Origin of the sequence: Ochrobactrum sp. Marseille-Q0166 (assembly GCF_014397025.1) — a bacterium.
Taxonomy (GTDB): Bacteria; Pseudomonadota; Alphaproteobacteria; order Rhizobiales; family Rhizobiaceae; genus Brucella.
The window spans coordinates 346,953-371,273 of record NZ_JACJUO010000002.1 but is presented as its reverse complement, the minus strand read 5'-3'; the positions used below and the strand labels follow the sequence as shown (position 1 = coordinate 371,273).

Sequence of the window (24,321 nt, the reverse complement as noted above, 5' to 3'; positions counted from 1 at the left end):
ATAATAAAATATGACATTTTTATTCATGCTCACTCGAAAAAGTCAAATTACCAAAGCAGATATCAGTTTTGGAGGAAATTCCTTCTACATAATACGTTGGGGTCGGAAGGTATATTTTCCCAGATATATAACATTTTTGAAAGTGATGCTTCGATTGGTTTATTTTATCCTGCATACTATGGTGAAACAAGCCTTCAGCCGTCTTGGGGTAGCAATAAGACCGCTGTTGATCAGTTGTCAAAAAGGATAATTGGCATACCAGAGCTTAATACGTGCCCGGATTTCCCGGGGGGGCCTTTTTCTGGTGCAGAACTCGTATGCTTAAGCCCTTGTTGGACGCAGGTCTACGCTATGAAGATTTTGATGAAGAAAAAGGGCAGATAGACGGGCTCTCGCTCACGCAATAGAGCGCTTTATAGGAGTTCTGGGCGTAGCCAACGGTTATAAGAAGATATGTGTGACGGCAGACGTTGCCTATAATCTGGCAGGATACTGGAGTAGATCTCGGACTAGTAGAATTACGAGTTTTACAAACAATCAAAGGCGGCAGGTAGAAATTAAGCTTCCCTCAAAAGATTCGAAGCTTGGTAATCTGCGCGTAGCCGTTTGCTCTGCAGTAATGGGAAATTTCGACGAATTAGCGAGTATTCCGACTGTGGAGTTAGGGGTGGATTACTATTGTTTTACCGATCAACCCATATCCGTTCCGCAGCCTTATAAAAATCGGGTGACTCCCTACGTTGATCCGAATCCTCGAAAGACCGCACGATTTGTAAAAACTCATCCGCATTACTTCTTTCCAGATTACGACGTCGTTGTCTGGGTTGATGCGAACGTTGTTCCTTTAAAAGGTATTCTTCCCTATGTCGAAATTGTAGTTGAAAGCGGTGCTGACATCGGTGTTATTCGTCACCCGGTAAGAAGTGGTTATATAGAAGAAGCCAATGAATGCAAAAGAATTGGTTCTGACGATATCGAAATATTAGATCAACAAGTGGAGCTATATCAAAATATTGGTGTAAAGAATGAAAATCTTGTTGAGACTAATATATTGATTAGCAGGCCATTGCGCAGGAATGTGCAGAAGTTCTTTGATCATTGGTGGTCAGAGATAAATACGCGAAGTATAAGGGATCAAATTAGTTTACGTTATGCAATTATGAAGTCAGGGGTTAAAGAAATAGAGATATTTGAACCTGGTATTTCCACGCGCGATGAAGGTAATTTCATACACTTTGCGTATGACGTGAAAGGAAGGTCGAGGATAGTGGATTTTGTTATGCAAACGGCAAGAGATTGATTTAGCATGGTAAAAAATATTGATCGTTTGTCACACGATTTAGTCATTTGCGTTCATAACGCACCGAACGAAACACGTGCTTGCCTAGAGTCGGTTTTACTCAACTCTGGTGATATAAATAAAATTATAATCGTAGATGACGCATCAGATGAAGAAACTCGCGAAATTCTTTCTGCATTTGCCAGCACTGTTCCACATATTAAGATTATCAGGAATGAAACTGCTATCCGTTATACCAAAGCCGCTAATAGTGGGATTAATTTAAGTGATGCGGATATTGTTACGCTTTTAAATAGCGATACAATAGTTCCCTTGAATTGGGCAGTGAGAACGCAGCAGTGTTTTTTAAATCATCCAGAGCTCGGTATATTAGGGCCAATGTCAAATGCCGCAAGCTATCAATCTGTTCCAGCGTTTCAGTCAACAAGTACTCAGACTGCTGTTAATGAGTTGCCGCGTGGTGTTTCAGTGCAAGATGTGGATAATTTCTGTGCTTATGTTGCACACGATTATCCCGTATCATACGTTCCGCTCGTTCACGGATTCTGCTTCACAATAACCCGTCGATGCATTGATGAAGTTGGTTGTTTTGACGAGGAATTGTTCCCGGAAGGCTACGGTGAAGAAACTGATTACTGCTTTAGAGCAGCCGATGCTGGATTCGCATTAGGCGTCTCAACAGATATTTACGTCTTTCACTCAAAATCAAAAAGTTATGAGAGTGAGCTTCGAATTGACCTAATGAAATTCGGTTGGGAGAAGTTATTAAGCCGGTATGGGGTACGCCGACTTAAGGACGCTATCAAGCATATGGAATTGCAACCTAATTTTAATAAGGTAAGGCAGGCTGTAAGAACTCGTTACTATGGTGCCGTTGAAACTCATGCAGCCAGCCAACAGATTATCGTTAGCGCTTTCTATCTTCCCCAGTTCCATCCAATTGACGTGAATAACGAAAATTGGGGTGAGGGGTTCACAGAATGGTTTAACGTTGTTCGAGCTAAGCCGCGGTTTCCTGGGCATGTGCAACCAAAGCTGCCCGGCGCTCTGGGGTTCTATGACCTTCGGTTGCCCGAAATTCACCGTCAACAAGTAGATTTGGCCCAGCAGTACGGTGTGAACAACTTCTGCATGTATTATTATCGTTTCGGAAAAAAAAGGATAATGCAGAAGCCTTCCGAAGTATTTAGTAGCCTTGGTCAGTCCTCTGTAACCTACTGCCTCTGTTGGGCGAATGAGAGCTGGACCAGAGCTTGGGATGGAGCGACGTCTGATGTCATTCTTGAACAGACATATGACGAAGATACACTTAACGGTCTCGTAAACGATATCTGTGAAAGTATCGAATTGGGTTCCTATCAAATGATAGATGGCCGACCAGTCTTTATGATTTATCAAGTTGCAGCCATCCCCAATTTTTCTCTTTTTTTGTCCGAAATCAGAACTCGTGTGCGAACTAGAACCGGTTTTTCACTCATAATTGGTTCTGTATTTTCACTGCAGTTCAACGAAAAACATTTGGAGCATGTGGATTTTGTAGTTCAATTTCCGCCACATAGAATAGTTCGTACAGGTCCGAGGATCACAATACAATCGGACAAGATCGGACCGTTTGATGCTACCAGAAAAGATTATTATGAAAGTTATGAGGCTGTCATGGAGACCGCCCTCAATTCGGCGAATTTTCTTCCCAAGATGCTTATGGGCGTATGTCCAGACTGGGATAACACACCGCGTCGACAGACGAATGCTCACACGCTTATTGGAAGCTCTCCGGAACTATTCCGAAAATGGGTCTCTAGTTGCAAAGCGATCACACTGTCAAGGTTCGAGGAGGGGAGAATTAGTTATCCAATGATCTTCGTGAACGCTTGGAATGAGTGGGCAGAAGGTGCCGTTTTGGAACCAAGCGCTGATCATGGTTATGATTATTTGAATGCGCTAAAATCGGGGTTAAGCTGAATTTGGCGCATTTACCTATCCGAGTGGCCTCGTGCGGTTTTAGAAAATTGCTCGTTTCTGATTGAAGTTGGAGCTCGGCAGAACTGTCCAAGCTCTTTTGATGATCTCCGCATCCGTGTTCTTGCTGTTGCCTCGGTAAGAGGTGTGAATCGAAAGGTGGCGGAACGACTTTGTGCTGGCATTAAAAGCGTGGGGCTCTCTTGGAACTTGCAAATTGAAAAAGAGCATCTGTATGAATATCTAGGCTTGTCCCATCGATATCATCCACGTTGAATTAAGCTCTCGTTCATCAATGAATCAGGAACCAAACGGGACCATTTTCTGGTAAGAAATGTCACAAAAAAAGCTGGCGGCGCGGTACTAAGGGCCAGCTGACATGCTTGTTTGCGGCTCGACGTGTCCGCGTTGCGAATGGTCATAAGCACCGGATGCTCGATAATCGCATGCAATGCTTGCCAGGCGAGGAGGCCTGGATCGTCGGCGGACGCCGGTCGACTGGCGAACAAAATGCTATGTGCCCAACTTATAATCTGATACGAGCCTCAAGATACTTGCCGCTACGGTTAAGGCCAGATGGATCTGCGAACAGGCACATCAGCAATTGAAGGAAGAGCTCGGTCTAGACTTCTTCATGCGGTCCCCCCGGCAGATGCCCGCACTGTCTGAAGCTGCTGGCACACGCCCGTGAATCGAAAACTGCCAAAATAGTGCTAAGCCCTAGATCATTACGTTGGCAGCGATTTGTATGTCGAAACACGCGAAAGCACTGCAAATAATCGCGGCTTTCCAGGGCATGATACGCAAGAAATTTTTCGCCTGGTTGGAACCATGGTTATAGCGCGTCTGATCAAGCGTGGTCGGCACTGTCTCCAACGGTTTGGTCGAAGATCGCGCAGTCGTCAGTCACCCGGTGAGTTCTCCATAGTCAAATGAGCAGACAGATTGACAGAGCACAAAACTCAGATTTTTGACATGCCAGATGTACGTACTGAGGAAATCGATCTCCTTCAGGTTGGAGCCGTTGGCGCAGGAAAAACACATATACATCAAACTGCGTCAGAGCTAATATGCCGTTAGGGTTTGACTGCGCGATTATTAGTTGGCGAATTGATGTGGCACCATGCAGCTGAAATCGCTACGTACCACAAGCGGCCGCTATCAGCCGTGATAAAGTCACCCTAAAGCACTGGGTAGTCCCCCCGCGAATAATGGGTTTCAAAAGTAGAATTTTCTCGGGCTTTATGAACGAGGAGATTTTGATGAAGATGAGGAAATTCAGCGAACCGCAAATCCTTGCCATCCTGCGCCAGGGAGAAGATGGCATCCCCCTGCCGGATTTGTGCCAGTAGCTCGGAATGAGCACAGCGTCGTTTTACAAGTGGTGAGCCAAATATGGCGGTTTGGGTGCGTCAGTGATCAGCCAGATGAAAGTTCTCGAAGACGAGAACCGGCGACTGAAGAAGATGTATGCCGAGATGAGCATGCAGGCCAAATTGCTCAAATATGCCTTGGGAAAAAAGTGATACGGCCATCTCAACGTCGAGAGATGGCCCTGAAAGCGATTGGAGTTGAGGGCCTCTGTACATTGCGCTCGCCTGCCGCACTTTGATGTCAGCGAGACCTGCTATCGCTACAGTGCCAAGCTAAATGACGATAACGAGCAGATCGCCGATCTGCTGATCGGATTGACGCGAGCCGAGAAGAACTGGGATTTCGTCCTGTGCTTTCTCTACCTACGCAATGTCCGGGGACATCGGTGGAACCACAAGCGGGTCGATCGCGAACTGGAATTGAACCTGTGGATCAAGCCACGTAAGCGATTGCGACGGAACAAGCCAGAGTCGCTCGCCGTGCCTGAAGCGCCGAATATGGCCATGGCCCATGGACTTCATAGGGGATCGCCATCGAGGATGGAAGGCAGTTTCGGCTGTTGAACGTGCTGGACGACTTCAATCGCAAGGGATTGGATATCTAGGTGGATTTCTCGCTGCCTGCCGAGCGCGTCATCCGCAATCTGAACCAGATCATCGAATTGCGCGGTAAGCCCATGGCAATAAGGGTGGACAACGGCGTGGAATATGTCAGTGGCAAGCTGATGGAATGGGTGGAGACGCGGGGGGATCGCCTTGAGCTGCATCCAGCCGTGCAAGCCCCAACAGAACGCCTATGTCGAACGCTACAACCGCACGGTTCGACATGAATAGCTCAACCAACACATCATCGGAAGCATTGAGGAGGCACAAGAGTTTGCCACGCAGTGGCCATCAACCTACGACAACAAACGTCCCAATATGAGCATCGGCGACGTAGCACCTGCACAGAAACTGAAAATGGCCGCGTGAGTTCATCTAACGAGTCCCCGTTAAAAACGGGGCGGCACCACTGGAGCGAATTCAAAAATCGATAAAAATCAGACATAAGCTTTGACGATTTTTCTAATCTTCGCACTAAAAGTTGCTTTTTGAACTCTTATTCAACTGACTGTCGAAATAATTTTGAAAATTGAATCATCAATAAAGCTAATTTTATCTTACCTGCCAAAATAGGCAGGTAACACGTCTGATGGACTACCATCCATTTTGATTTTCCCATGTTCGAGCCACACAACTCGGTTACAATTTTTTTCCAATAGTTGTTTGGAATGGCTCGCCAAAACAAGAATTTTTGTTGAATTAACCAGCTCGCTCATTCGCTCATTCGCACGTTCTTTAAAATCCTCGTCACCAGTCGAAAGCCATTCGTCCATTATCAAGATTTCAGGACGAACTGCTGTGGAGGTCGCAAAAGCTAATCTCAGCTGCATGCCAGATGAATAGGTACGAAAGGGGACGTCGAGGAATTCACCCAATCCGGAAAACTCTGCGATTTGATCAAATTTTTCTGTAATCTCTCGAGGATGCATACCCATCATCGCCGAGCGGAGACGTATATTCTCGCGACCGGTCGCATCAGGATCTATTCCAAGATTAATGTTGATCAGCGATACGCAATGACCGTCGATTACGGAAGTCCCTTGAGTAGGAATATAAATCCCGGATAAAACCCGCAGAAGCGTTGTTTTACCTGATCCATTATGCCCAATAAGTCCAATCCGATCACCATCTTTAAACGTAAGCGAAACACCATCCAATCCGCGAACGATAACTAATCGATCACTGCGCCTCTCAATTTTCCCTCCGGTGGCTATGCTTAGAACGCGGTTTTTTAGCGATCTACTCGAGGAGTTATATATTGGGAATTCGACACTTACGTCTTTTAATTGAATAAAACTCATTCCTACAACCAATACGCTACACGGGAACGGTAGCGCCCAAAAAATACGATAGCCAAGGCCCATCCAAAGAATGCTGCTGCAACGCAAACGGCCCAATCCAAAGCTGTTGGAGAGTTGCCCAGCAGCGGAGCTCGAATTAATTCAATGAGATGATAGACTGGGTTCCACTCTATGAATGCGCGCGAAACGTGGCCTGGGAGAACTTTTACCATCCACATAATGGGTGTCGCATAGAACAATACCTGCAAGATGTTAGTTATAATTTGGCTCATGTCCCGATATCGAGCGCAGAGAATTGCAAGAATTAGCATTATCCAAGCTAAATTTATACACAGTAAGGCAAATCCAGGAATCGCCCATATTATATTGAAGTTTATACTGCCCCCAACAGCAATGGCGATTATTGGAAAAATGACTATATTATGAAAAAATATGATGATGTTACGCCATAAGCCACGCATTACATGCGTAAATAGCGGCATCCTGACCTGCAAAATTATGCCGTGGGACGCAATAAAAGTCGAACATCCATCGCCAACTGATGTGGAAATAAAACTCCATGTTATTATACCGGCGCAAACGTAAGGCAGAAAATGTCTCATATCGCTTTGAAACAAAGTGCCAAAAATCAAACCCAAAGCACCGATAAGTACGGCCATATTCAACGTGAGCCAAAATGCGCCGACCCTTGATCTGCGGTAGCGTTGTGCTACATCTTGCCAACCAAAAATAAGCGCCAACCTATATTTTGATAGTGCTTCGGTAATGTCGCGAATGGCGACACCAGGTCCCTTAGTGGGCTCAGCCTGAGCTAATCCACTGGGCTCGCCTTTATCCAAAACTTCAATACTCATAATTAATCCAAATTGGCCATCTGTCGTATTCCAGGGGCGTCCACTAATCGATCATTCTATGCTGTAGGTCGTAATTGAATAACTATACAAAGAGAGTCAACGGAGAGATTGTGAATAAATAAGGCGTTTTTGGGAATTAGCTATCGTCAAGCCAAAAAATTGGCTTCGGCCATGTAAGAAAAATTGGCAATAATCGCATTATGATAATATCTGAGTTCTAATCATATTTATAAAGTGAATCGTTTGTGGCGCGATAATTTATGCGCTCTATAAGATTGTTACAAATCAAGCCAATTGCGAGCAGAGCTGCCTTCAGGGGGATTTGCTTTTCGATTAAGGTGGTTAGTAATCGGTGTTTCAATCGACCTTATCGATATAATTTCATAGAAAAATTGATCAATTTTTATATTATAGAGTTCTTTAATCCCTTTTACGCCTTCTTAGGTGATTGGTGCGGAGCGCGCGACTTCTGTTTATTCTGTGAAGAGACTTTTTCTTCAGGCGCAGACAGATAATTTGCATGAACATCATAACAATTTGCGATCAACGGATCACTGATGCCGGATCTTAAGCTTTTCGAAGCAATTTGCGTCTCCAAATCAGCTGGCCTTTGACGGTCACCGTCACGCCTAATATGATCTGTTTGAAGAAGTTACATTCGAGGTTCGATGGAAAAATCCCTTTGTCCATTCGTTAATTTTTAATGAAAGATCATAAAATCAAACCAAGCAAACCAGCTGTCTTATAGTGCTGGGTTAAGCAATTAACTGCAATTTCGGTGGGGATACGTGAGCGATTGCATTAATACGCTTTGTAGCGTTGTTTTCGGCCAAGTTCATGCAAAGCTTGAGAGTATCGGAAGAAAACGCAGTGATAATTTTTTGTATGTCAGAGGGGGGATATATTAGTTTATTGAAAGCTGAATTATCCCCTTCCTCGAAGCAGATGCTCTAGAACTTCGCAGTCATATTCAGCCTGAAAGTACGTCCCGGTCCGGGCATGAGTGCAGCATTCAGAGCATCCATGTAGTAACGATCCGTCAGATTGTCGATTGCAAAATCGAGTTGCTTTGTCTCGTCGAACTTGTAACTGCCGAAGACGTCAACAAGTGTATATGGTTCCCAATTGCCGGGCTGGATTTCACTTGTTGAATCTGCTTTGCTTTTCACAAAGCGATTTGAAAAATAGCTCACGCGAGTCCCCAAGGTGAGACGTTCCTCAAACATTTTGTAACTCAGCTGCATCGAAACCGTGTCTTTTGGTGGGACGTGCTGCAAAGCATAGCTATTTGCGAAACCTCCCTCTGAACACAAGTCATCGACGCGATGAAGAGTGCCGGGCCTTGCACAGAAGCGCGATTTAAGGGCGTGGTTCCAGGAGAGGCGTGCGGACAATGGGCCACGTTCATAGTCAGCGCTAACCTCAATACCCGACATGCGAGCGTTTTCCAAATTAACCATGCCGAGTGAACCGATAATGCTTGTTTGGCCGGGGATGTTGTATGGCACATTTGAACGAGTTAGATAATTATCAATGTCGTTATCATAGTAAGCAATATGGGTACGAAGGCGATCATTTTCCCCGATGATATTTTCGAACGATTTGTTTGCTCCTACTTCAAACGTCTTGGCGCGTTCTGGTTCCAGCTCGTCCGGCATCAGCCCTGTTGAAAAGCCTTTTATAGATTCAAATACTGTCGGCAGCCTTATTGCATCAGAATAACGTCCATAGAGCTGAATACTGTCAGTCGGTGTCCAACTAAGCGAAACATTTTTCGACCAACCGTGTCCCGAACGATATGTGTCCTTTCCGGGAACAAGTTGATAGGTTGCATTTGGCCAATAAGTGAGCGGTTCTAAAGAGTAGTTCTGATCTGTCGTTTTATAATCCGAATAACGTAGACCGGCCTTCAATTGCCATTGAGGATCGATTTCCCAGTTTGCATTAACGAACGCGCTTTTTTCCGTCCGTGAGCCTGTCCGGGGGGGGAATTCAAGATGATTGACGAACCATTTGTCGTTTTCATAATCGTCGGGCGCCCCTACTTTCTCATGCTTCCATGCGCCTCCATATTCGAATTTGAAGTCGCCAGGGACCGCAGCAATTTGGCTTTCATTCGAGATTGTTACGCCGTCACGTATAGTCTGCGACCAGCTATAGCTCTCCGTGGTGATGCCGCTAAAAGAAAGCAAGTTGGTTGCCCGATGATCCATATCAGTGCGGAAGACGTCAACTTTCAGGTTGATCAAGTCACTTTCCGGATCCCAACGATAGCGTGCCGTCCATGTTTTAAGTTCAAGCTTATCAAGCTCTGACTGGAAACCGCCCACTGCACTTGTGTGGGTACCAAGTCGGGTTGGCATGATTTCACCGAACGTACTGTCGTAATTCATGTAGCTCAGTTCAAGGGCGTGATCGTCTCCAAAGCGTATATTTCCCTTAAGCAACAACGATTTGTTGTCGGTCGATGTATTCAGAATTTCCTCTCCGCCCTTCCAGGGCGACAGTCCTTCGTATCCGATGGTTGTGTAGCCATATTCGGTGCCGAGATCGACAAAATGTGGCTGCCCCTTGCCATGCTCGCCGGAAAAATAATTGCCGTTTTTGCGCCGGGCATAAGCTGCAACCAAGTCAATATTTTCGGAGGTAAAGGCTCCCGCTACACTACCGTTACCACCGGTGGGATCGAGCAAACCGGGCCTATCCATGTTGCCACCATCGCGCACGTCAGGTGTCGTTCCTTCAGGAAAGCGGCCGCCCAACATTCCGCCTTGTGTGAAGACTGGCGGCACGGAGGTACTGTTGCTGTTAAAACCGCCGCGTAACCGCACACCAAACTTTTTGCCGGGTATCAGGATATCGTCAACAGTGATCGTTCGCATGCGAACGATGCCGCCGATGGCACCTGTGGCATCGGCGCCCGAGCTTGCTCCTTTTTCGATTGAAACTTCGCCAATCAGATCCGGGTCAACATAGCTGCCTGATCGCGCACCGTTATAACCACGATAAACTGTCTGTTCCTGAGAGGCGCCATCTATGATTACGGGTACGCGGCCCTGTCCCTGCATCCCGCGAATATTGACATCAAGTGCGCCCGAATTACGACTATCACCGTTGAGAACACCGGGAACACCTCCGAGAAAATCCCCTACGGAAGTGCCTCTTTTTTGTTCTATTTCCTCGCTTGAGATATACGCAACGGACCCAGCGGATGTGTAAGTGTCATCATGACTACCTAAAGCGCCATGTCCGCCAGTCACTGTAATTGTGTTCAAAACGGTCGTGCCATCGGCAGCCGGTGCACTGAGCTGTGACGATTCCTTGGTGGGGTCTGAAATGGTTACCGTCTTTGTGCTGGTGAATTTGTGTGCCAGTCCTGTTCCCGTTAACAAGGTTGCGACAGCCTGTTGTGGCGTCATCATACCTTGCACGGGGCGGCCGATGCCGGACGCTGCCGCTGTTTCGGGAAACACAACATCAATACCTGTGACACGAACAATATCGTTCATGGCCTGACGAATAGGTTTGGCTGGGACGTTAAATTGATAAGTCTGGGCTGTCGCCTGTGCAGAGGCTGTTCCACAAAGGAGACTGCTGGTTATTGCCGCCGTTAGAACTGTCGATGCAAGAAGAAAAACCATTCTCCTGCGGCTTGGCAACTTGCCCATAATCCATACCCTCTCAACAAAATAAAATTCGAGAGGCGGTCGTTTTCTAGCACTCTCACTATCATATCGCCGGAGAAGGAAGTGGACCCTCACAAAAAAGGGATTTTTTAAAAAATAATTTATGGGCTTATTACAATGACCTTCCCAACAAGATTGGTCATCCTGAAGCCAACAGACGAGTGCATTGCTTCGAGTGTGGTCATCGTCTTATCAAGGGAAATGTTGCCGCTCACCCGTCTGTTTCTCAATTCAGACGAAAGAACGACAATACGGCCGTCTTGATAGCGCTCGATCTGGGCAAGAACATCACCAAGGCGCGCATTGTCAAATATGAGACGTCCCTCATGCCACGCCAAGCGCTCGGCGATATCAACAGCATTCACCGTCCCCAAGCCAGCCCTATCATATTCGATGCTTTCACCGGGCTTAAGTATTGCTTTTTGGGTTTCATCGACGGCCGACACTTCAACGCTGCCTTCCGCCACAGTGACTGTGACGTCATCATTTCCATTTATGCCGACGTCAAATTGCGTTCCCAAAACACGCGCCTCGCCATTGCCAGCCTGTACGACAAAGGGAGCACCATTCTTCTGAACAGTGAAATATGCGTTTCCACGCAAAAGATGAATACGCCGCATTGTCGTGGAAATATCCGCATCCAATGCAGTGTCGGCATTCATGAGGATTGTTGATCCGTCTGTCAGCGTAACTAAACGTCGTTCGCCTTTGATAGTACTATAATCAGCGGTCATATTCTGAAGCAAACTTGGATCATTCACCCACACCCAGGCGCCGATAAAAAACGCCATGATACAACCAGCGATCAAAGCGCCTGACTTTGCGTTCCATTTTTTGCGACGAAAGTCCTCAATCTTCTTCATCGGAATGTCGAGTTCACTATTGGCATTTTTAGCCACGCTGTCTGCAACAGCTCCAATGTCGGACCATAAAGCGCTTACTTCCTGATAAGCAGCCTTATTCTCTGGGCTCATCTCAAGCCAAGTAGCAAAATCCCGTTTTTCGGTGCGTGTCGGGTTACCATTGATGCGCGTAAACCAGGCAATCGCGGATTTCTCTACAAGCGACTGGTCTTGGGGCTCGGTGGTTTCGCGGTTTTCCATGAAGCAGGTTGTGCCCTCAAAATTTGCGATCGCCTATGTCGAATGCTTACACGCCATTATCGCCTTGGCCATTTCGCGCTCGACCGTGCTGTAAGATATTTCCAGTCCAACGGCAATTTCATCATAGGTACAACCGCGTATCCGGTTGAGCAGAAATATTTGACGCGTTCTTAGAGGCAACGACGCAATAGCGGTTTCCAGGCGTTTAAAATCTTCACGGGCCGCAACGATCTGGTCGGGCTGGATGACGGGAGGTGTGTACTGCTCTTCAGTCAGGCCATCCAGAAATTTCTGGCGTCGATTTTCCGAGCGAAACCGACTGATAGCCGCAAACTTGGTCGCCTGTGAAAGATAGGCTGGCGAAAGGGTCACATGCGTCTTTGCCTTGGACCAGATAGCTGTAAATACATCCTGAACCACATCAGCCGCGCTAAAAGGACTCACTTGACGCATAGCTATGCGCTCAAGGCGACGATACTCATTTCGATATAAGAGCTCTAGCTGCTCAGCCTTCGCTTTTTCCATTGATGTGTCCGCAGCCGAAATGAGCCTCTTAAGCCAACTGGAGTGATATTGGCGCTGACTTCACTGCTTAAATACTAGATTACAATTGTCAAGTTTAAGATAGTGTGGCGCTGGTGTTATTTTCATTTTCCATTGTCACAATCGCACCTAAATCGAATTGCGAAAGCCAGGTTAGATCAAAAAGCCCTAAAACGGCGGGGGCAAAAGTTGGGTTGCTACTGCAAACAGATCAAGACAAGAACAAAAGGTATTATTCGTGAGCTCGATACTTATGAGATGCCTAGAGCGCGTTTCGGTCTGATTGAATCAGATCGCCGCTCTAAATCTTTATTTTATCGCGCATCATTTTCCGAAAACCGCCAAGCTTAATCTCAAAGCGGCCGTTTCGATGCCACTTGAAAAAGCTATCGAGTACGAACGCGACCTGCAAACAATCTGCTTTGCAACAGCTGATGCGCAGGAAGGGCGTGCGGCGTTCAAGGAAAAAAGAGTGCCAATTTTCAATCGGCGTTAAGGGGGGTAGCCCGTCACTTAAGAGCTAATAGAAAAAGGGCGGAATTTCCGCCCTTTTGTTTTTTAATGTGTTCCGACAGCTTTTCCATAAACCCGGATGACATTTCTGACGGCTTCGACCATCAGCGCATGCGGCGTGGCTTGAACCTTGCCTGCTGCAACAGCCGGATAAAGTGTACCGAGATACTGGCTGATCAGCGTTTCCGGGATTTTACGACCTTCAAGACGCTTTAGCAGCGAATTGACGGCTGCCACGGCTTCCGGGTGCGGCCAGTAATAGCGAATGCGGTCACTATAGGAGAAATGGCGCTGAATACGCAGCTCCTCCGCATCGCCATGATAATATTTTTCCCAGTTTTTAGGTTCATTGAGAAGGAGTTTCTCAAGCTTGCCGCGAACGGTTTCTTCTTCCGGCAGTTTGTCCAGGAAAGCTGCAATCTGATCAAGGCCGTAAAGTGCCTCACGCAGCGCGAATGTCAGGCCCGGTCCGACTTTCAGAATGGCAAAGCCATCATGCACCAGTGCCGAGAGCGCCTCAACCGGCTGATAGTCGGTCGAATGGGCCTCGAAGACAAATTGTGGGGTTTCGTTGAGAACGCCGCTAAGAGCGGTTGCTTTGTCGCTGTCGTAATAGACAACGTTTTCATTACCGAATTCCACGCCCGGCTGCACGACAACACCAATGGCGCGAGAAAACGCATCTTCAAGGCCGAGCGCTGCAAAAGCCTTGCGATGAATGGAGATGGTTTCAAGCGCTGCATCTGGCTTCGTCAGTTCCAGATCTTCGATTTCTTCCATCGCACCGCCCGGAATTGGAACTTCCGTACCGACAATATAGACAGGCAGATCAAAGCCGGATTCGGCAGCTGCCTTTTCTGCAACCTTGGCAAGACGTGCCGCGCGTTCAGCCGTTACAGCATCCGGGAGCGCCACAGGCTCACCGGCACAGCCCATGGACGTGTCGAGATGGATTTTGGTGAAGCCTGCACGCACAAAGCCATCCATCATCACTTCGGATTTGGCCATTGCTTCTTCGGCACTGAGATGCTTCCACGGATTGGGACCGAGGTGGTCGCCGCCTAAAATAAGCCGTTTTGTATCGAACCCGAGACGCGCTGCGATGTCTTCGACAAAGCGGCGGAAATCTGCTGGTGTCATGCCGGTATAGCCGCCGTCCTGGTTGACCTGATTGCAGGTGGCTTCGATCAGAACGTCAGTGTTGGTGGCAATGCCTTCAAGAAGAGCCGCTTCGATTACCAGAGGATGTGCCGAGCAGATCGAGGTGATGCCTCCACGCGCACCACTCGCGTAACGGGCGGGAAGTTTGCTTAAGCTCTGAGTGCTGCTCATAAAGGGACTCCATGGGGTAAAGATGCATATCAAAGGGAAATGCGCTGCAGATTGCTGTCAAGCGCAAGAAGTTGGGGTAGTGGTGTTCCGGCACCAAGATTTGGTGCGGCGACACCCATCACATCGGCAGGCACGACACAAGCCGCGCGAATAGCTTCTTCAAGCTTTACGCCGACATGTTGAACCAGATTAGCAAGGCAGCCGACCATATCGATATGGGCGCCTGCAAGCGAGCCGGCGGCATTGACGAGGGCACCGTCGCGCACTTGGATCCGTTCGCCATATAGCTCGAAATGATCCGGCCCGCCAATGGTGGACATGGCGTCAGATACAAGAAACATACGGTCGCGCTTTGGGCGTGCACGCCATGCGATGCCGACCATCTGCCATGTCACATGATGCCCATCGACAATGATGCCGGCGAAAGCCTCGCTGTCGATTGCAGTGCCGACCACGCCGGGCTCGCGCGAGGTCATCGGCGGCATAGCGTTGTAAAGATGGGTGAAGCAACTCACACCTGCGGCAAGTCCGGCTTGTGCCTGTTCCGTCGTGCCATTGGTGTGGCCGGCGGAAACCACGACACCCATATCGGCGATCTCGCGGATCGTGTCGCCCGGCACCATTTCCGGTGCGAGTGTCAGCATCACAGGAACATCCGCCTTGCGCAGAATTTTGAGCGCTTCAAGCGTGGATGCATCCATCGGGCGAATGAATTCAACGCGATGCGTGCCTTTGCGGGCGGGGTTGAGATGCGGGCCTTCGATGTGGAGGCCGAAGAAGCCATCCATTCCCTTGCACTCGACAGCCGCATGAGCCGCCTGAATGATACGCTCCGGTTCACAGGTAATGAGCGTTGGTAAAACCCAGCCCGTACCAAGCTTGCGCAGTGTCGAGATGATATGCGCAATGCCCTTGGCGCTCGTGTCAGAATTCAGCATGACGCCGCCTGCACCATTGACCTGAAGGTCGATACAGGCTGGCATGAGCACGTGTGGCGTCAAATCCGGCATTTCGTCTGATTTGCGCGGACGAAGGTGAACAATCCCGGCTGTACCAATCTCGGCCACCAGACCAGTCTGAAGCCGCCCGTTCAGAAACACATAATCGGGGGCGACAAGACGAGTCATTGGCTTTCTCCTGATTTATTTAATGCATACAGCGCAACGCCGCGTGCGCCCGAACTATCACCGAAACGTGCAGTTCTGATGGCGGGAATGCGTGTGGGACCAAGTTTGCGCTTTTCAAATGCTTTTGAAACGCGTTCGGAAACACCATCCATATTAGACAGGCCACCGCCCAGCACAAAGCAATCGGGATCGACAACGAGCTGCATGGTCAGAAGCGATTCCGCCATCAGATCAGCCCAGTCATCGAGGACCTGCTCCGCGCTTGTGTCGCCATTGGAAGCACGCAACGTCAGTTCCTGATTAGTGATGGTCTCACCAAGCTTGATTTTGGAAATATCGGCAAGGCCTGTTCCAGAAACATAGCGTTCCATGCAGCCTGTTTTGCCGCAGCCGCAAGGGATCAATGGAAGGTTCTGCTCACTCAGGATGCGTGCAGGCATGCCCGTATGGCCGATTTCCAGTGCAAGACCATTATAGCGTGGGGGAATTTCACCGTTGATCACCACGCCGGCGCCCATGCCGGTGCCGACAATCAGGCCAATCATCGCAAGGCTTCCTTCAGCCGCCCCGCCATGCGCTTCCGAATAGGCGAAAGCCATGCAGTCGTTCATCAACGGAAAGCTGCGTCCGAACCGTTTGACCAACGCTTCCCCCACATCGCGACCGGTGATCGGAATATTGGATGCAAAGCCATGGCCGGTGGCCGGATCAATCCAGCCGGGCAGGCTGATGCCGACGGGCAGATTTGGATTGCCCGCCGTCTCGGTCAGCCATTCAATCTGCGCGGAAAGCCCGTCGATAAAGGCTCTAAAGTCGCTGACAGGCGTTGGAATACGCCGTGTCAGAACTGTTTCCATATTTGCGTCGAACAGGCGGCCCTCAATTTTGGTGCCGCCCAGATCAATGGCGCCGCAGATCATGCTGACCTCGTGTTTCATGCCGCAAACGGGTAAATCTTAACGCCCGAAACAACGCGTGTCAGGTTGCCCTGATCAATAAACGGGTTGTCGATGTTGATTTCGAGTTCTGCCGACCAACGTGCTGACCAGATTTGCGCGAGAAGCACGTAAAGCACGGAATCCCAGCGGCTGTCACCAGTAAGATCAAGCACAAGATCACAACCTTCGTCGCCACCAACTGTCGTAACCGTCGCTGTCGCGAACTGTTGAGCAATCTCAACTGCAATGTCGCGATCATAGCGCGCGGTATACTGATCCGGATGAATGAAAACCACAACGCGGGTGTTGCCGACAACGCTGGCCTTCGGGCCATGGCGGAAGCCAAGTGTGCTGTCCCAGTTGGTCATGACCTGACCTGCGGTCAGCTCAAGAACCTTGAGTGCGCTTTCGCGGGAGACGCCGGTCAATGCGCCTGAGCCCAGGAAGATTGCGCGCTCTGGATGCGGGGCAGACATTGCGTCGAGCTTTGCAATCGCTTTTGCACCTGCAGCCGAGAGCTTGTTAAGCTTGTCCGCGACATCTACCGTGTCATCAATGCAGGCGAGCGCCGACAGGAGCATCGTCGTATAGCTCGACGTCATGGCAAAGGCGCGGTCGTGGGTCGCTTCCGGCAAAACGATCACGCGTTGTTCGCCCGGACCTTTTGCAGCACGAACGGCCAGTGCGCTCTCGCCATTGCAGGTAATGTTCAGACGGTGTGCCTTCGGGAAGTGCTCGTCCAGCAAGTCGAGGGTTGCGATGGTTTCCGAGCTGTTGCCACTACGGCCAAACTGCACGACGAGCAGTTCCGCATCATCAGACAGCGTTTCAGAAGGATTGGAAACAATGTCGGTGGTCGGAATAGCGGTCAGCGAAATCGTGCCAGCCTTCACCGATGCAAGAGCCTGCCCGATAAAGGCCGAGGTGCCCGCGCCGCTGAAAACAATACGCTTGATGCCTTTGGCGGCGATCCATTCACGGATTTCAGCCGACTGTTTGGCAAGTGGAGCAGCCCATGCCTGCCAGATGCCCGGCTGTGCATGAATTTCCTGCCAGGTATGGCTGTCTTCCAGTTTAGTCATTAACGCCGTCCTCTTGAGTACTGATAACACGCACACCGCGCTCGCGGATGCGGTTGGCTATTTCGTGATTTGGTTCAAGATCGGTTACGATCGCCGTAATCCGGTCTATTGCGCAGATACGATGCAGCCGTGGTTTGCTGAATTTGGTCTTGTCGGCCAAAACAATGATGCGGCCGGAAGCTTCAATCATTGCCCGGTTTTCGTGGGCTTCGTCTTCCAGGAAAGTGCTCACACCGGTTTCCGGGTCAATACTGTCCGCACCCATCACAAAAGTGTCGAAGCGCATTTCAGAAAGGGCAGTTTCAACTAGCCGTCCTGTGACAGACATGGTTTCGCGACGAATGCTGCCACCGGTCAGCATCACCTGATGCTGTTTGTGGCGCAGCACACTCTGTGCGACGTCGAGACTGCGGGTCATGACGATGAGCGGTGCGAGATTGCCAAGATGAGCGGCCAGACGCTCGGCGCTTGAACCGTTGTCAAACAGCACTGAAGTATCGCCTTCGAGCAAATGAACTGCCTTGCGTCCAATTGCATCCTTGGCGGCGAAATTGACAGCACGACGATCAACCGGATTTGCTTCCACACCAGCGGGCACGAGTCCGGGGCGCTGGGCAAGCGATAAAGCAAGGTCGATGCGGAAATCTGCTAGGCCAGCATAACCAAAGCGTTGGCAGAAACGGATGAGCGTTGGCTCAGATGTGCCAAGCTGATTGCACAATTCGCGTGCCGTGGAGCGAATGAAGCCTACTGGATCGTTTTCGATCAACAGGCATATGCCTCGCAGCTTTGGAGTAAGCTCCGGCACTGCTGCCTGCACAGTCTGATAGAGGTCTTCTGTCGGTTGCAACTCCGGCCCTTTCCTTGTGTTGGGATTTTCTATTGAAAAGAAAAATTTACTTCAACACAAATTTCTAATGTCTTTTGTTTATTTCAACACAAATTCCTTTGCTTCATCCGCCTGCACATCAGGAAGGCGGCTGTCTTCCGTCGGCAACGGCATCAAGCGCCGCGCGCAGCTCGGCAACTTTCGCAGCTGTGGTTCTCGTTGCACCCGGTACAGCGAAGCCGAAATTCAGCAAAACTTCATCCGCATTGATTGGCGCACTGCAGGATGCGTGAATTTCAGTGAGATCAGGTAATGCCGCAGCGATTGCCGGAAGTGTACCCACATTTACACCCGAACCCGGCATGATGGTGATTTCGTCTTTGGCAGCACTCTGCATTTCCGCAAGGCGCTCAAGGCCGGATACGGCTTTTAATGCCCCACCCGAACTCAGGATTCGGTTGATGCCAAGTGCGACCGCTATTTGCACGGCTTCTGCTGCGTCAGGCGTCAGGTCGATTGAGCGATGCAGCACAATTTCAAGGCCTTGCGCTGTTTTCACCAGTCTTTGCAGCGCGGCCTTATCCAGTCTGCCATCAGGCAGATTGGCACCAATCACAACACCTGCGAGGCCGAGGGCTCTTGTTGTTGCAATTTCGGCTTCCATGATCTGCAATTCGCCTTCGGTCCAGACGAAGCTGCCAGCGCGTGGCCTTATCATCACCATGATCGGAATTGGTGCTTTGGCTGCAAGTTGCATGAGACCAATAGAGGGCGTCAGTCCGCCGATTGCCAGTGCCGAGCAAAGCTCGATCCGGTCTGCGCCGCCTTTGATTGCGGCATCAAGACCTTGGGCGTCATCAACGCAGACTTCCAGCAGTATCCGCTTCAAGGCATCCCCCTCAGTTCTTCTTGTACTCTACCTTCGCCAGTATTGCGACACCCGACAATCCCGCTATCGCCCCGATAATCGTGACTGTTCCATAGCCGGCAATGCTTGTCCCAATCGCAAACAGGCCCGTGCCAATGCCGCCACCGACAAACATGTTGATTGCGATCAGGGAAGCCGACAGGCCGGGCCGATCGTGAATGATACCAAGCAGATAGCTTATTGGCTGGCTCACGATTGCAGCAGCGCCGATCCCCCCGATTGCTGATGCGGCGTAAATCTCCCATCGTGTGGTGAGGAATGCAAGCCAGACCAGATAGATTGCATAAAGCAGTGACGCGACAAAGAAGATACTGATCTGGCTTTTGCTGCGGCCAATGCGCGCCCAGACCAGCATCAGGATTGCTTCAAGCCCTGCGACAAAGCCCATGACCATGCCGACATCTTCAACCGAGCCGCCGCCGCGTCCTGTTATGATCAGCGGTAGCGCGATAGCATTGACGTGCAAAACGGAGGTGATCAGTGCGGTTCCGATCAACCGTACGAAGACGCTGGGTGAAATCAGGCGCTGAAGATCGGCAAGACTTGATGGCTTAGTGCTTTGCGCGTTTTTGTCCGGCTTATGATCATTGGGCATGAGCGTGATGATCGACAGCAAGCAACCGAGCGAAAGCAGTGTGGCAAATGAATAAGCGGTCAAGGGCGAGCCGGTTCCGGCAAGGGCCGCACCGACAAGTCCGGGAACGAGAATCCATGCAATCGAGATCGCCATGCGAACGATGGTGATCGAATCGCTAAGTTCAATCGGTGTCATCCCGGCGGAATGATTGCGGATATTCGCGAATAAAAGCGTGCTGACAACATTGAAAAGCGCAATCGGGCCAATGGTTGCCAGTGCAAAGACAAATGGCGAGGGAAACAGCCAGATCAGGCCGAAACCTGCAATGCCAAGGGCAGTCACAATCACCATCGGTGCGCGATAACGCCCGATACGATCAGAAACAAGTCCGATGGCAATGCTGGCTGCAAGATTAGCGACAACCGCACAAAAAGCCACGACCGAGTAAGAGAAGTCGCTTAAGCCGATGACCCGGATACCGACAATCGGCTGATAAGGTGTTGTGGCCGCTCCCGCAAAACCAAAGAACAGGATCGCGATCGTGCTGGCACGCACGATCGGATATTTTCGAACAAGATCAAGGCTTGAAGTCGCCATTGTCCGCGTCACGCTTTCCTGATTCCTGCTGTAAAACGATATCAGAACAGCGGATGGCGACGTGCCTGTACAGCAAAGCGCAGCCAGTCTTTTTCGGATGCCGGTGTCCACGCAGCTTCGGCCACAGCCAACAGGCGCGGGAAGGTGAGGTCGTTGAAATAGGCGTGGCTGGTGAAATGTTCACACCAGATACAGGCCTGAACGCCTTTGAGATGCGGCGCCAGTTCCGGCGGGAAATCGCCTGCTGCTTCGTAAGCGTAGCTTTCCTCCGGCGTGGAAGCGCCAGCCCAGCCCGCACCCGGTTCCCACCAGTTATGCGATTGCGCCATATCAAGATAATAGGCCTGACCCGGTGTCATGACGACGTCATAACCCTGCTTCGCAAGCTCAATGCCGATTTCCGGTGCCTGCCACGCCATCAGCAAAGTGCCTTCCGGCTGCACGCCGCCACCATGAGCTACCTCGTTCCAGCCAGCAAGAACACGGCCACGCTGTTCCAGCATGATCTTGAGTTTGCGCATAAACCATGATTGAAGCTCAAACGTACCTTCGAGACCTTCGCGCTCCATCAGTTCGCGTGCAAGCGGCGAGCCGATCCATGATCCGTCAGCAACTTCGTCGCCGCCAATATGGATATAACGGCCCGGAAACAGCGAAACGATATTGTCGAGAATTGTCTTCACAAACTCCCAGGTCGCGGGAATCGCTGGGTTAAGCGCGTTGTTCGTGAAGCCCTGAACGGTGGTGTAGGACTCATTTGCTTCATTGCGATCCTGTAGATAAGGCAGAGCGGTCAGTACCGCCTTGCAATGACCGGGCATATCGACTTCCGGAACCACTTCGATGCCAAGCGAGAGTGCATGTGCAACGACTGAGCGGATCTCTGCCTGCGTATAAAACCCGTGTGAAGCTTCCGTCGTGTCGCCGAGCTGAGGCAGCATTGGGCTGTTCGGAGCGCGGGTTGCTCCAATGGAAGTCAGTTCCGGCAGCTCCGGAATTTCAATGCGCCACGCTTCGTCGTCGGTCAGATGCCAATGGAAGGTGTTCAGGCGATACCATGCCATGATGTCGAGGAAGCGGGTAACTTCATCATGCGTCCAGAAATGGCGCGAAACATCGAGAAGGCAGCCGCGCCAGTCATGGCGTGGGGCATCTTCGATGCGGCCTGAAACCGGGAATTTGAAGCGGTCTGCATCCTGTTTCGCACCATCAAGGATGTGTGCCAGCGCGATAAGACCATGGCGTGTGCCATCATTATCTGAACCAGTAACCGTGATCAGATCAGCGGTGAAATCGATTGTGAAGCCGCTCTTTTTGATGCTCGCATCGGCCTTGATGGAAACAGCGCGACCGCCTTCGACAGGCCTGAGCGAAAAGACCTGACGTGCTTGCGGAAACAGCCGCGCATGGAGCTCCTCGACCAGTGAAAGTGCACGCAGACCTGCAAGATCAGTACCTTCTGCGGGATGCAGTGCAATTGGTGTGCTGCCTGCTTCGGCCTCAAATTTTACAGGCCATGGCAGCAGGGAAAACGGAAGCGTAAGACGGCCTTCCGGCAGACGGGCACCGGGCAGCGGGGGTATCTGTCCTGATAGTGCCAGTTCACCGGTCTCAATGTCGATCAAACGGCCATCGGCACATTTGAGATAAGCCGTCTTCGCTCCGTCATTAACATGGAACGGTGAGCGATTAAGTGGTGCGACGCTCACCGTCCATGTTCCACCTGGCTTCAATGTGAAGCCTTCGGGCGCAGCTATTTCGTTGAAGCTGCCATCATGCAGGACAAAGTGTCCGTTCGTGATCTGCGGTTCTCCAACGATTCGTGTAATGCTGGTGTAGCAAAGCGAGAAATCGGTCAGGGTTTCATCCGACAGATTAAACACTTCAATTGTCATGGTTCCGGCTGGTGCAGGGTTTGCGACCCACGAGTTTTCAAGTCGGAATAGGCTAGGCATGCAATTCTCCACCAGCAATACAAGCGCATGATCAAAAGTAAAAATCACGTTTGATCAAATGTGCGTTCCAGAAATGTGCAATTCCGCTGAGTCTCGGTCGCTTATGCGTCAAATCATGCGGTTTTCAGGCATGGCGCCTGTTAGTAACTATAACATCGCCTTCTTAAGATTTTGTCCATCCTAAAATTTGTGCGCTTTTGATTTAATAGTTATTAAATTCCTTTGTTGCGGATTTAACATGACTTTATGCGTCTCACGAAGGGAGAATTTGTCGTGTAATATTGTGCTTTGGCGCGTTCTTCCAGGTGGCTTATGATATAGATTTCAACTTAAATAATTGTTTTAATTAGTAAAATTTTAGAATGCATCCGTTAAGATCGCTATTTGAACATGTTGATCCGATTTTGAGCAATATGATTTCTTTTCAGGCAGTCGTCCAGAAATGCCTTTTCTGAAAGGCTTCAACTCTGTGTGAAAGCTTTTGCTTTGCTAAATTATGCGTGTTTTTTTCTTGACATTTTGCCGCTCAGATTTTCATCTTACTAAAAACCGCATGGGAGTTCATCGTGAAAGTCGGCATTGTAGGATTGGGATATCGTCTGGGTTATTTGGGTTTTGTCTTCAATGCGCTAGATCCCGATTTCCAGATTGTCGGCTATGTCGACCCTGCTCCCGCAGGCATGGCGGAACTCGATGAGCATGGCATTTCAGCTGGTAAGCAATATGCAACGCCGGAAGAGCTGATCGCCAATGAGACCTTCGATCTTCTGATGATCGGCTCGCCAAACCATATGCATCTCGATCATATTCGTGTGGGGCTTGAAGCGGGTCTTACGGTTTTCACCGAAAAGCCGATTGTGTCATCTATCGAGCAGACCTATGCGCTGGCTGAACTTCTTGCCAAGCATGGTCAGGAGCGTTTGCTGGTAGGCCTCGTCCTGCGTTACGCCCCTATGTATCGCGATCTGATGCAGGCCAAGAGCGATGGGCTGCTCGGCAATATCGTTTCGGTCGAAGCGGCTGAACATATTTATCCGTATCATGGCGCATTCTTCATGCGCGACTGGCGCCGTTATTCGAAGTGGTCAGGCAGCTTCCTGCTAGAGAAATGCTGCCACGATCTCGATCTCTACAACAGCGTGATCGGATCGCGCCCTGAGCGGGTTGCAAGTTTTGGTGGGCGTAAGACCTTTATTCCAGAAAATGATCCGCGTCGTGAAGGCATCAACGACATGTCGCTGTTTCATCGCAAGCCGACCGGCTGGCAAGGTTCTGACAAAGTTTTCGATTCCGATGGTGACATCATCGATTATCAGGTCGCGATCATTGAATATGCCAATGGCGTTGGCATGAACTTCCACACAAATCTGAATGCGCCCGACCAGTTCCGCCGCTTTGCGATTTTCGGAACGCGCGGTCAGGCCGAAGGCGATTTCATTCGCGGCTATTTCGATGTGCATGAAGTGCTGAACGAAAAGCGCACCATTCACAAGGAATATGCGACACGTACTGAACTTTCGCAGCATTATGGTGCTGACGAGAAAATGGCAGAAGAAGTGATCGCGCATGTCATGCATGGTGGACCGCTTCCTGTTTCGCCGCTTGATGCGATGGAAGCGGGCATTCTCGCCATGGCAATGGATGAAGCGCGCGAAAAGCGTACGGTCATCGATCTGCGTCCCGTGTGGGAGCGCTTTGACACAGCACTTCAGAAAGCTTGA

The 24,321-nt window shown here is 49.9% G+C and carries 16 protein-coding genes and 3 pseudogenes; 6 read left to right on the top strand and 13 right to left on the bottom strand.

Annotated features, from left to right (window positions below):
* Positions 1-457: 457 nt before the first annotated feature.
* The 4 genes and pseudogenes from H5024_RS12865 (at position 458) to H5024_RS12855 (ending at position 5,604) form a co-directional block, all read left to right on the top strand.
* Complete coding sequence (locus tag H5024_RS12865; protein WP_187547427.1) at positions 458-1,300, top strand: glycosyltransferase domain-containing protein; 843 nt, start codon at positions 458-460, stop codon at positions 1,298-1,300.
* Between the two features lie 6 nt (positions 1,301-1,306).
* Positions 1,307-3,262, top strand: a complete 1,956-nt coding sequence (locus tag H5024_RS12860; protein WP_187547425.1) for a glycoside hydrolase family 99-like domain-containing protein — start codon at positions 1,307-1,309, stop codon at positions 3,260-3,262.
* A gap of 344 nt (positions 3,263-3,606) precedes the next feature.
* Positions 3,607-3,893 (top strand): annotated as a pseudogene (locus H5024_RS21275) (IS701 family transposase); the annotation flags it as partial.
* Between the two features lie 628 nt (positions 3,894-4,521).
* A pseudogene (locus H5024_RS12855) lies at positions 4,522-5,604 on the top strand (IS3 family transposase).
* Positions 5,605-5,792: 188 nt separating this feature from the next.
* On the opposite strand, the gene H5024_RS12850 reads toward H5024_RS12855, so the two are convergent.
* The 5 genes from H5024_RS12850 to H5024_RS12830 form a co-directional block, all read right to left on the bottom strand.
* Positions 5,793-6,536 (bottom strand): ABC transporter ATP-binding protein, encoded by a 744-nt coding sequence (locus H5024_RS12850; RefSeq protein WP_187547423.1) that lies wholly within the window; start codon positions 6,534-6,536, stop codon positions 5,793-5,795.
* Positions 6,537-6,538: 2 nt separating this feature from the next.
* On the bottom strand, positions 6,539-7,390 hold the full coding sequence (locus H5024_RS12845; protein WP_187547421.1) for an ABC transporter permease: 852 nt from the start codon (positions 7,388-7,390) through the stop codon (positions 6,539-6,541).
* 950 nt (positions 7,391-8,340) lie between these two features.
* Positions 8,341-11,031 (bottom strand): TonB-dependent receptor, encoded by a 2,691-nt coding sequence (locus tag H5024_RS12840; protein WP_187547418.1) that lies wholly within the window; start codon positions 11,029-11,031, stop codon positions 8,341-8,343.
* Positions 11,032-11,177: 146 nt separating this feature from the next.
* Complete coding sequence (locus H5024_RS12835; RefSeq protein WP_187547416.1) at positions 11,178-12,179, bottom strand: FecR family protein; 1,002 nt, start codon at positions 12,177-12,179, stop codon at positions 11,178-11,180.
* 33 nt (positions 12,180-12,212) lie between these two features.
* Positions 12,213-12,704, bottom strand: coding sequence for a sigma-70 family RNA polymerase sigma factor (locus H5024_RS12830; RefSeq protein WP_187547414.1), 492 nt, complete (start codon positions 12,702-12,704; stop codon positions 12,213-12,215).
* Between the two features lie 352 nt (positions 12,705-13,056).
* Between H5024_RS12830 and H5024_RS21615 the strand changes: the two are divergent.
* Positions 13,057-13,218 (top strand): annotated as a pseudogene (locus H5024_RS21615) (enoyl-CoA hydratase-related protein); the annotation flags it as partial.
* Between the two features lie 62 nt (positions 13,219-13,280).
* Here the strand turns inward: H5024_RS21615 and H5024_RS12825 are convergent.
* The 8 genes from H5024_RS12825 to H5024_RS12790 form a co-directional block, all read right to left on the bottom strand.
* Positions 13,281-14,567 (bottom strand): D-tagatose-bisphosphate aldolase, class II, non-catalytic subunit, encoded by a 1,287-nt coding sequence (locus H5024_RS12825; RefSeq protein WP_187547412.1) that lies wholly within the window; start codon positions 14,565-14,567, stop codon positions 13,281-13,283.
* A gap of 29 nt (positions 14,568-14,596) precedes the next feature.
* Positions 14,597-15,694: an N-acetylglucosamine-6-phosphate deacetylase gene (gene nagA, locus H5024_RS12820; RefSeq protein ID WP_187547409.1), complete on the bottom strand. Its 1,098-nt coding sequence runs from the start codon at positions 15,692-15,694 to the stop codon at positions 14,597-14,599.
* Positions 15,691-16,614 carry an ROK family protein gene (locus tag H5024_RS12815; protein WP_247875284.1) on the bottom strand — a complete coding sequence of 308 codons (924 nt, stop codon included), beginning with the start codon at positions 16,612-16,614 and terminating at the stop codon, positions 15,691-15,693. The genes nagA and H5024_RS12815 overlap by 4 nt, the downstream gene beginning before the upstream one ends.
* 14 nt (positions 16,615-16,628) lie before the next feature.
* A complete protein-coding gene (locus tag H5024_RS12810) occupies positions 16,629-17,714 on the bottom strand; it encodes an SIS domain-containing protein (RefSeq protein ID WP_187547405.1) in 1,086 nt (361 codons plus the stop codon).
* Entirely contained in the window at positions 17,707-18,564 is an 858-nt protein-coding gene (locus H5024_RS12805; RefSeq protein WP_187547402.1) for a transcriptional regulator, read from the bottom strand. Before H5024_RS12805 ends, H5024_RS12810 begins: the two co-directional genes overlap by 8 nt.
* Positions 18,565-18,682: 118 nt before the next feature.
* Positions 18,683-19,432: a copper homeostasis protein CutC gene (locus tag H5024_RS12800; protein WP_187547400.1), complete on the bottom strand. Its 750-nt coding sequence runs from the start codon at positions 19,430-19,432 to the stop codon at positions 18,683-18,685.
* A 10-nt stretch (positions 19,433-19,442) separates the two neighbouring features.
* Positions 19,443-20,657 (bottom strand): MFS transporter, encoded by a 1,215-nt coding sequence (locus H5024_RS12795; RefSeq protein ID WP_187547399.1) that lies wholly within the window; start codon positions 20,655-20,657, stop codon positions 19,443-19,445.
* Positions 20,658-20,686: 29 nt separating this feature from the next.
* Positions 20,687-22,600, bottom strand: coding sequence for a family 20 glycosylhydrolase (locus H5024_RS12790; RefSeq protein WP_187547398.1), 1,914 nt, complete (start codon positions 22,598-22,600; stop codon positions 20,687-20,689).
* 566 nt (positions 22,601-23,166) lie between these two features.
* Between H5024_RS12790 and H5024_RS12785 the strand changes: the two genes are divergently transcribed.
* A complete protein-coding gene (locus H5024_RS12785; RefSeq protein ID WP_187547396.1) occupies positions 23,167-24,321 on the top strand; it encodes a Gfo/Idh/MocA family oxidoreductase in 1,155 nt (384 codons plus the stop codon).

Coding starts and splice junctions, on each gene's coding strand:
- H5024_RS12790 (WP_187547398.1), bottom strand. CDS start 22,600: ATGCCTAGCCTATTCCGACTTGAAAACTCGTGGGTCGCAAACCCTGCA.
- H5024_RS12810 (WP_187547405.1), bottom strand. CDS start 17,714: ATGACTAAACTGGAAGACAGCCATACCTGGCAGGAAATTCATGCACAG.
- H5024_RS12815 (WP_247875284.1), bottom strand. CDS start 16,614: ATGATCTGCGGCGCCATTGATCTGGGCGGCACCAAAATTGAGGGCCGC.
- H5024_RS12840 (WP_187547418.1), bottom strand. CDS start 11,031: ATGGTTTTTCTTCTTGCATCGACAGTTCTAACGGCGGCAATAACCAGC.
- H5024_RS12835 (WP_187547416.1), bottom strand. CDS start 12,179: ATGGAAAACCGCGAAACCACCGAGCCCCAAGACCAGTCGCTTGTAGAG.
- H5024_RS12830 (WP_187547414.1), bottom strand. CDS start 12,704: ATGGAAAAAGCGAAGGCTGAGCAGCTAGAGCTCTTATATCGAAATGAG.
- nagA (WP_187547409.1), bottom strand. CDS start 15,694: ATGACTCGTCTTGTCGCCCCCGATTATGTGTTTCTGAACGGGCGGCTT.
- H5024_RS12860 (WP_187547425.1), top strand. CDS start 1,307: ATGGTAAAAAATATTGATCGTTTGTCACACGATTTAGTCATTTGCGTT.
- H5024_RS12850 (WP_187547423.1), bottom strand. CDS start 6,536: ATGAGTTTTATTCAATTAAAAGACGTAAGTGTCGAATTCCCAATATAT.
- H5024_RS12845 (WP_187547421.1), bottom strand. CDS start 7,390: ATGAGTATTGAAGTTTTGGATAAAGGCGAGCCCAGTGGATTAGCTCAG.
- H5024_RS12825 (WP_187547412.1), bottom strand. CDS start 14,567: ATGAGCAGCACTCAGAGCTTAAGCAAACTTCCCGCCCGTTACGCGAGT.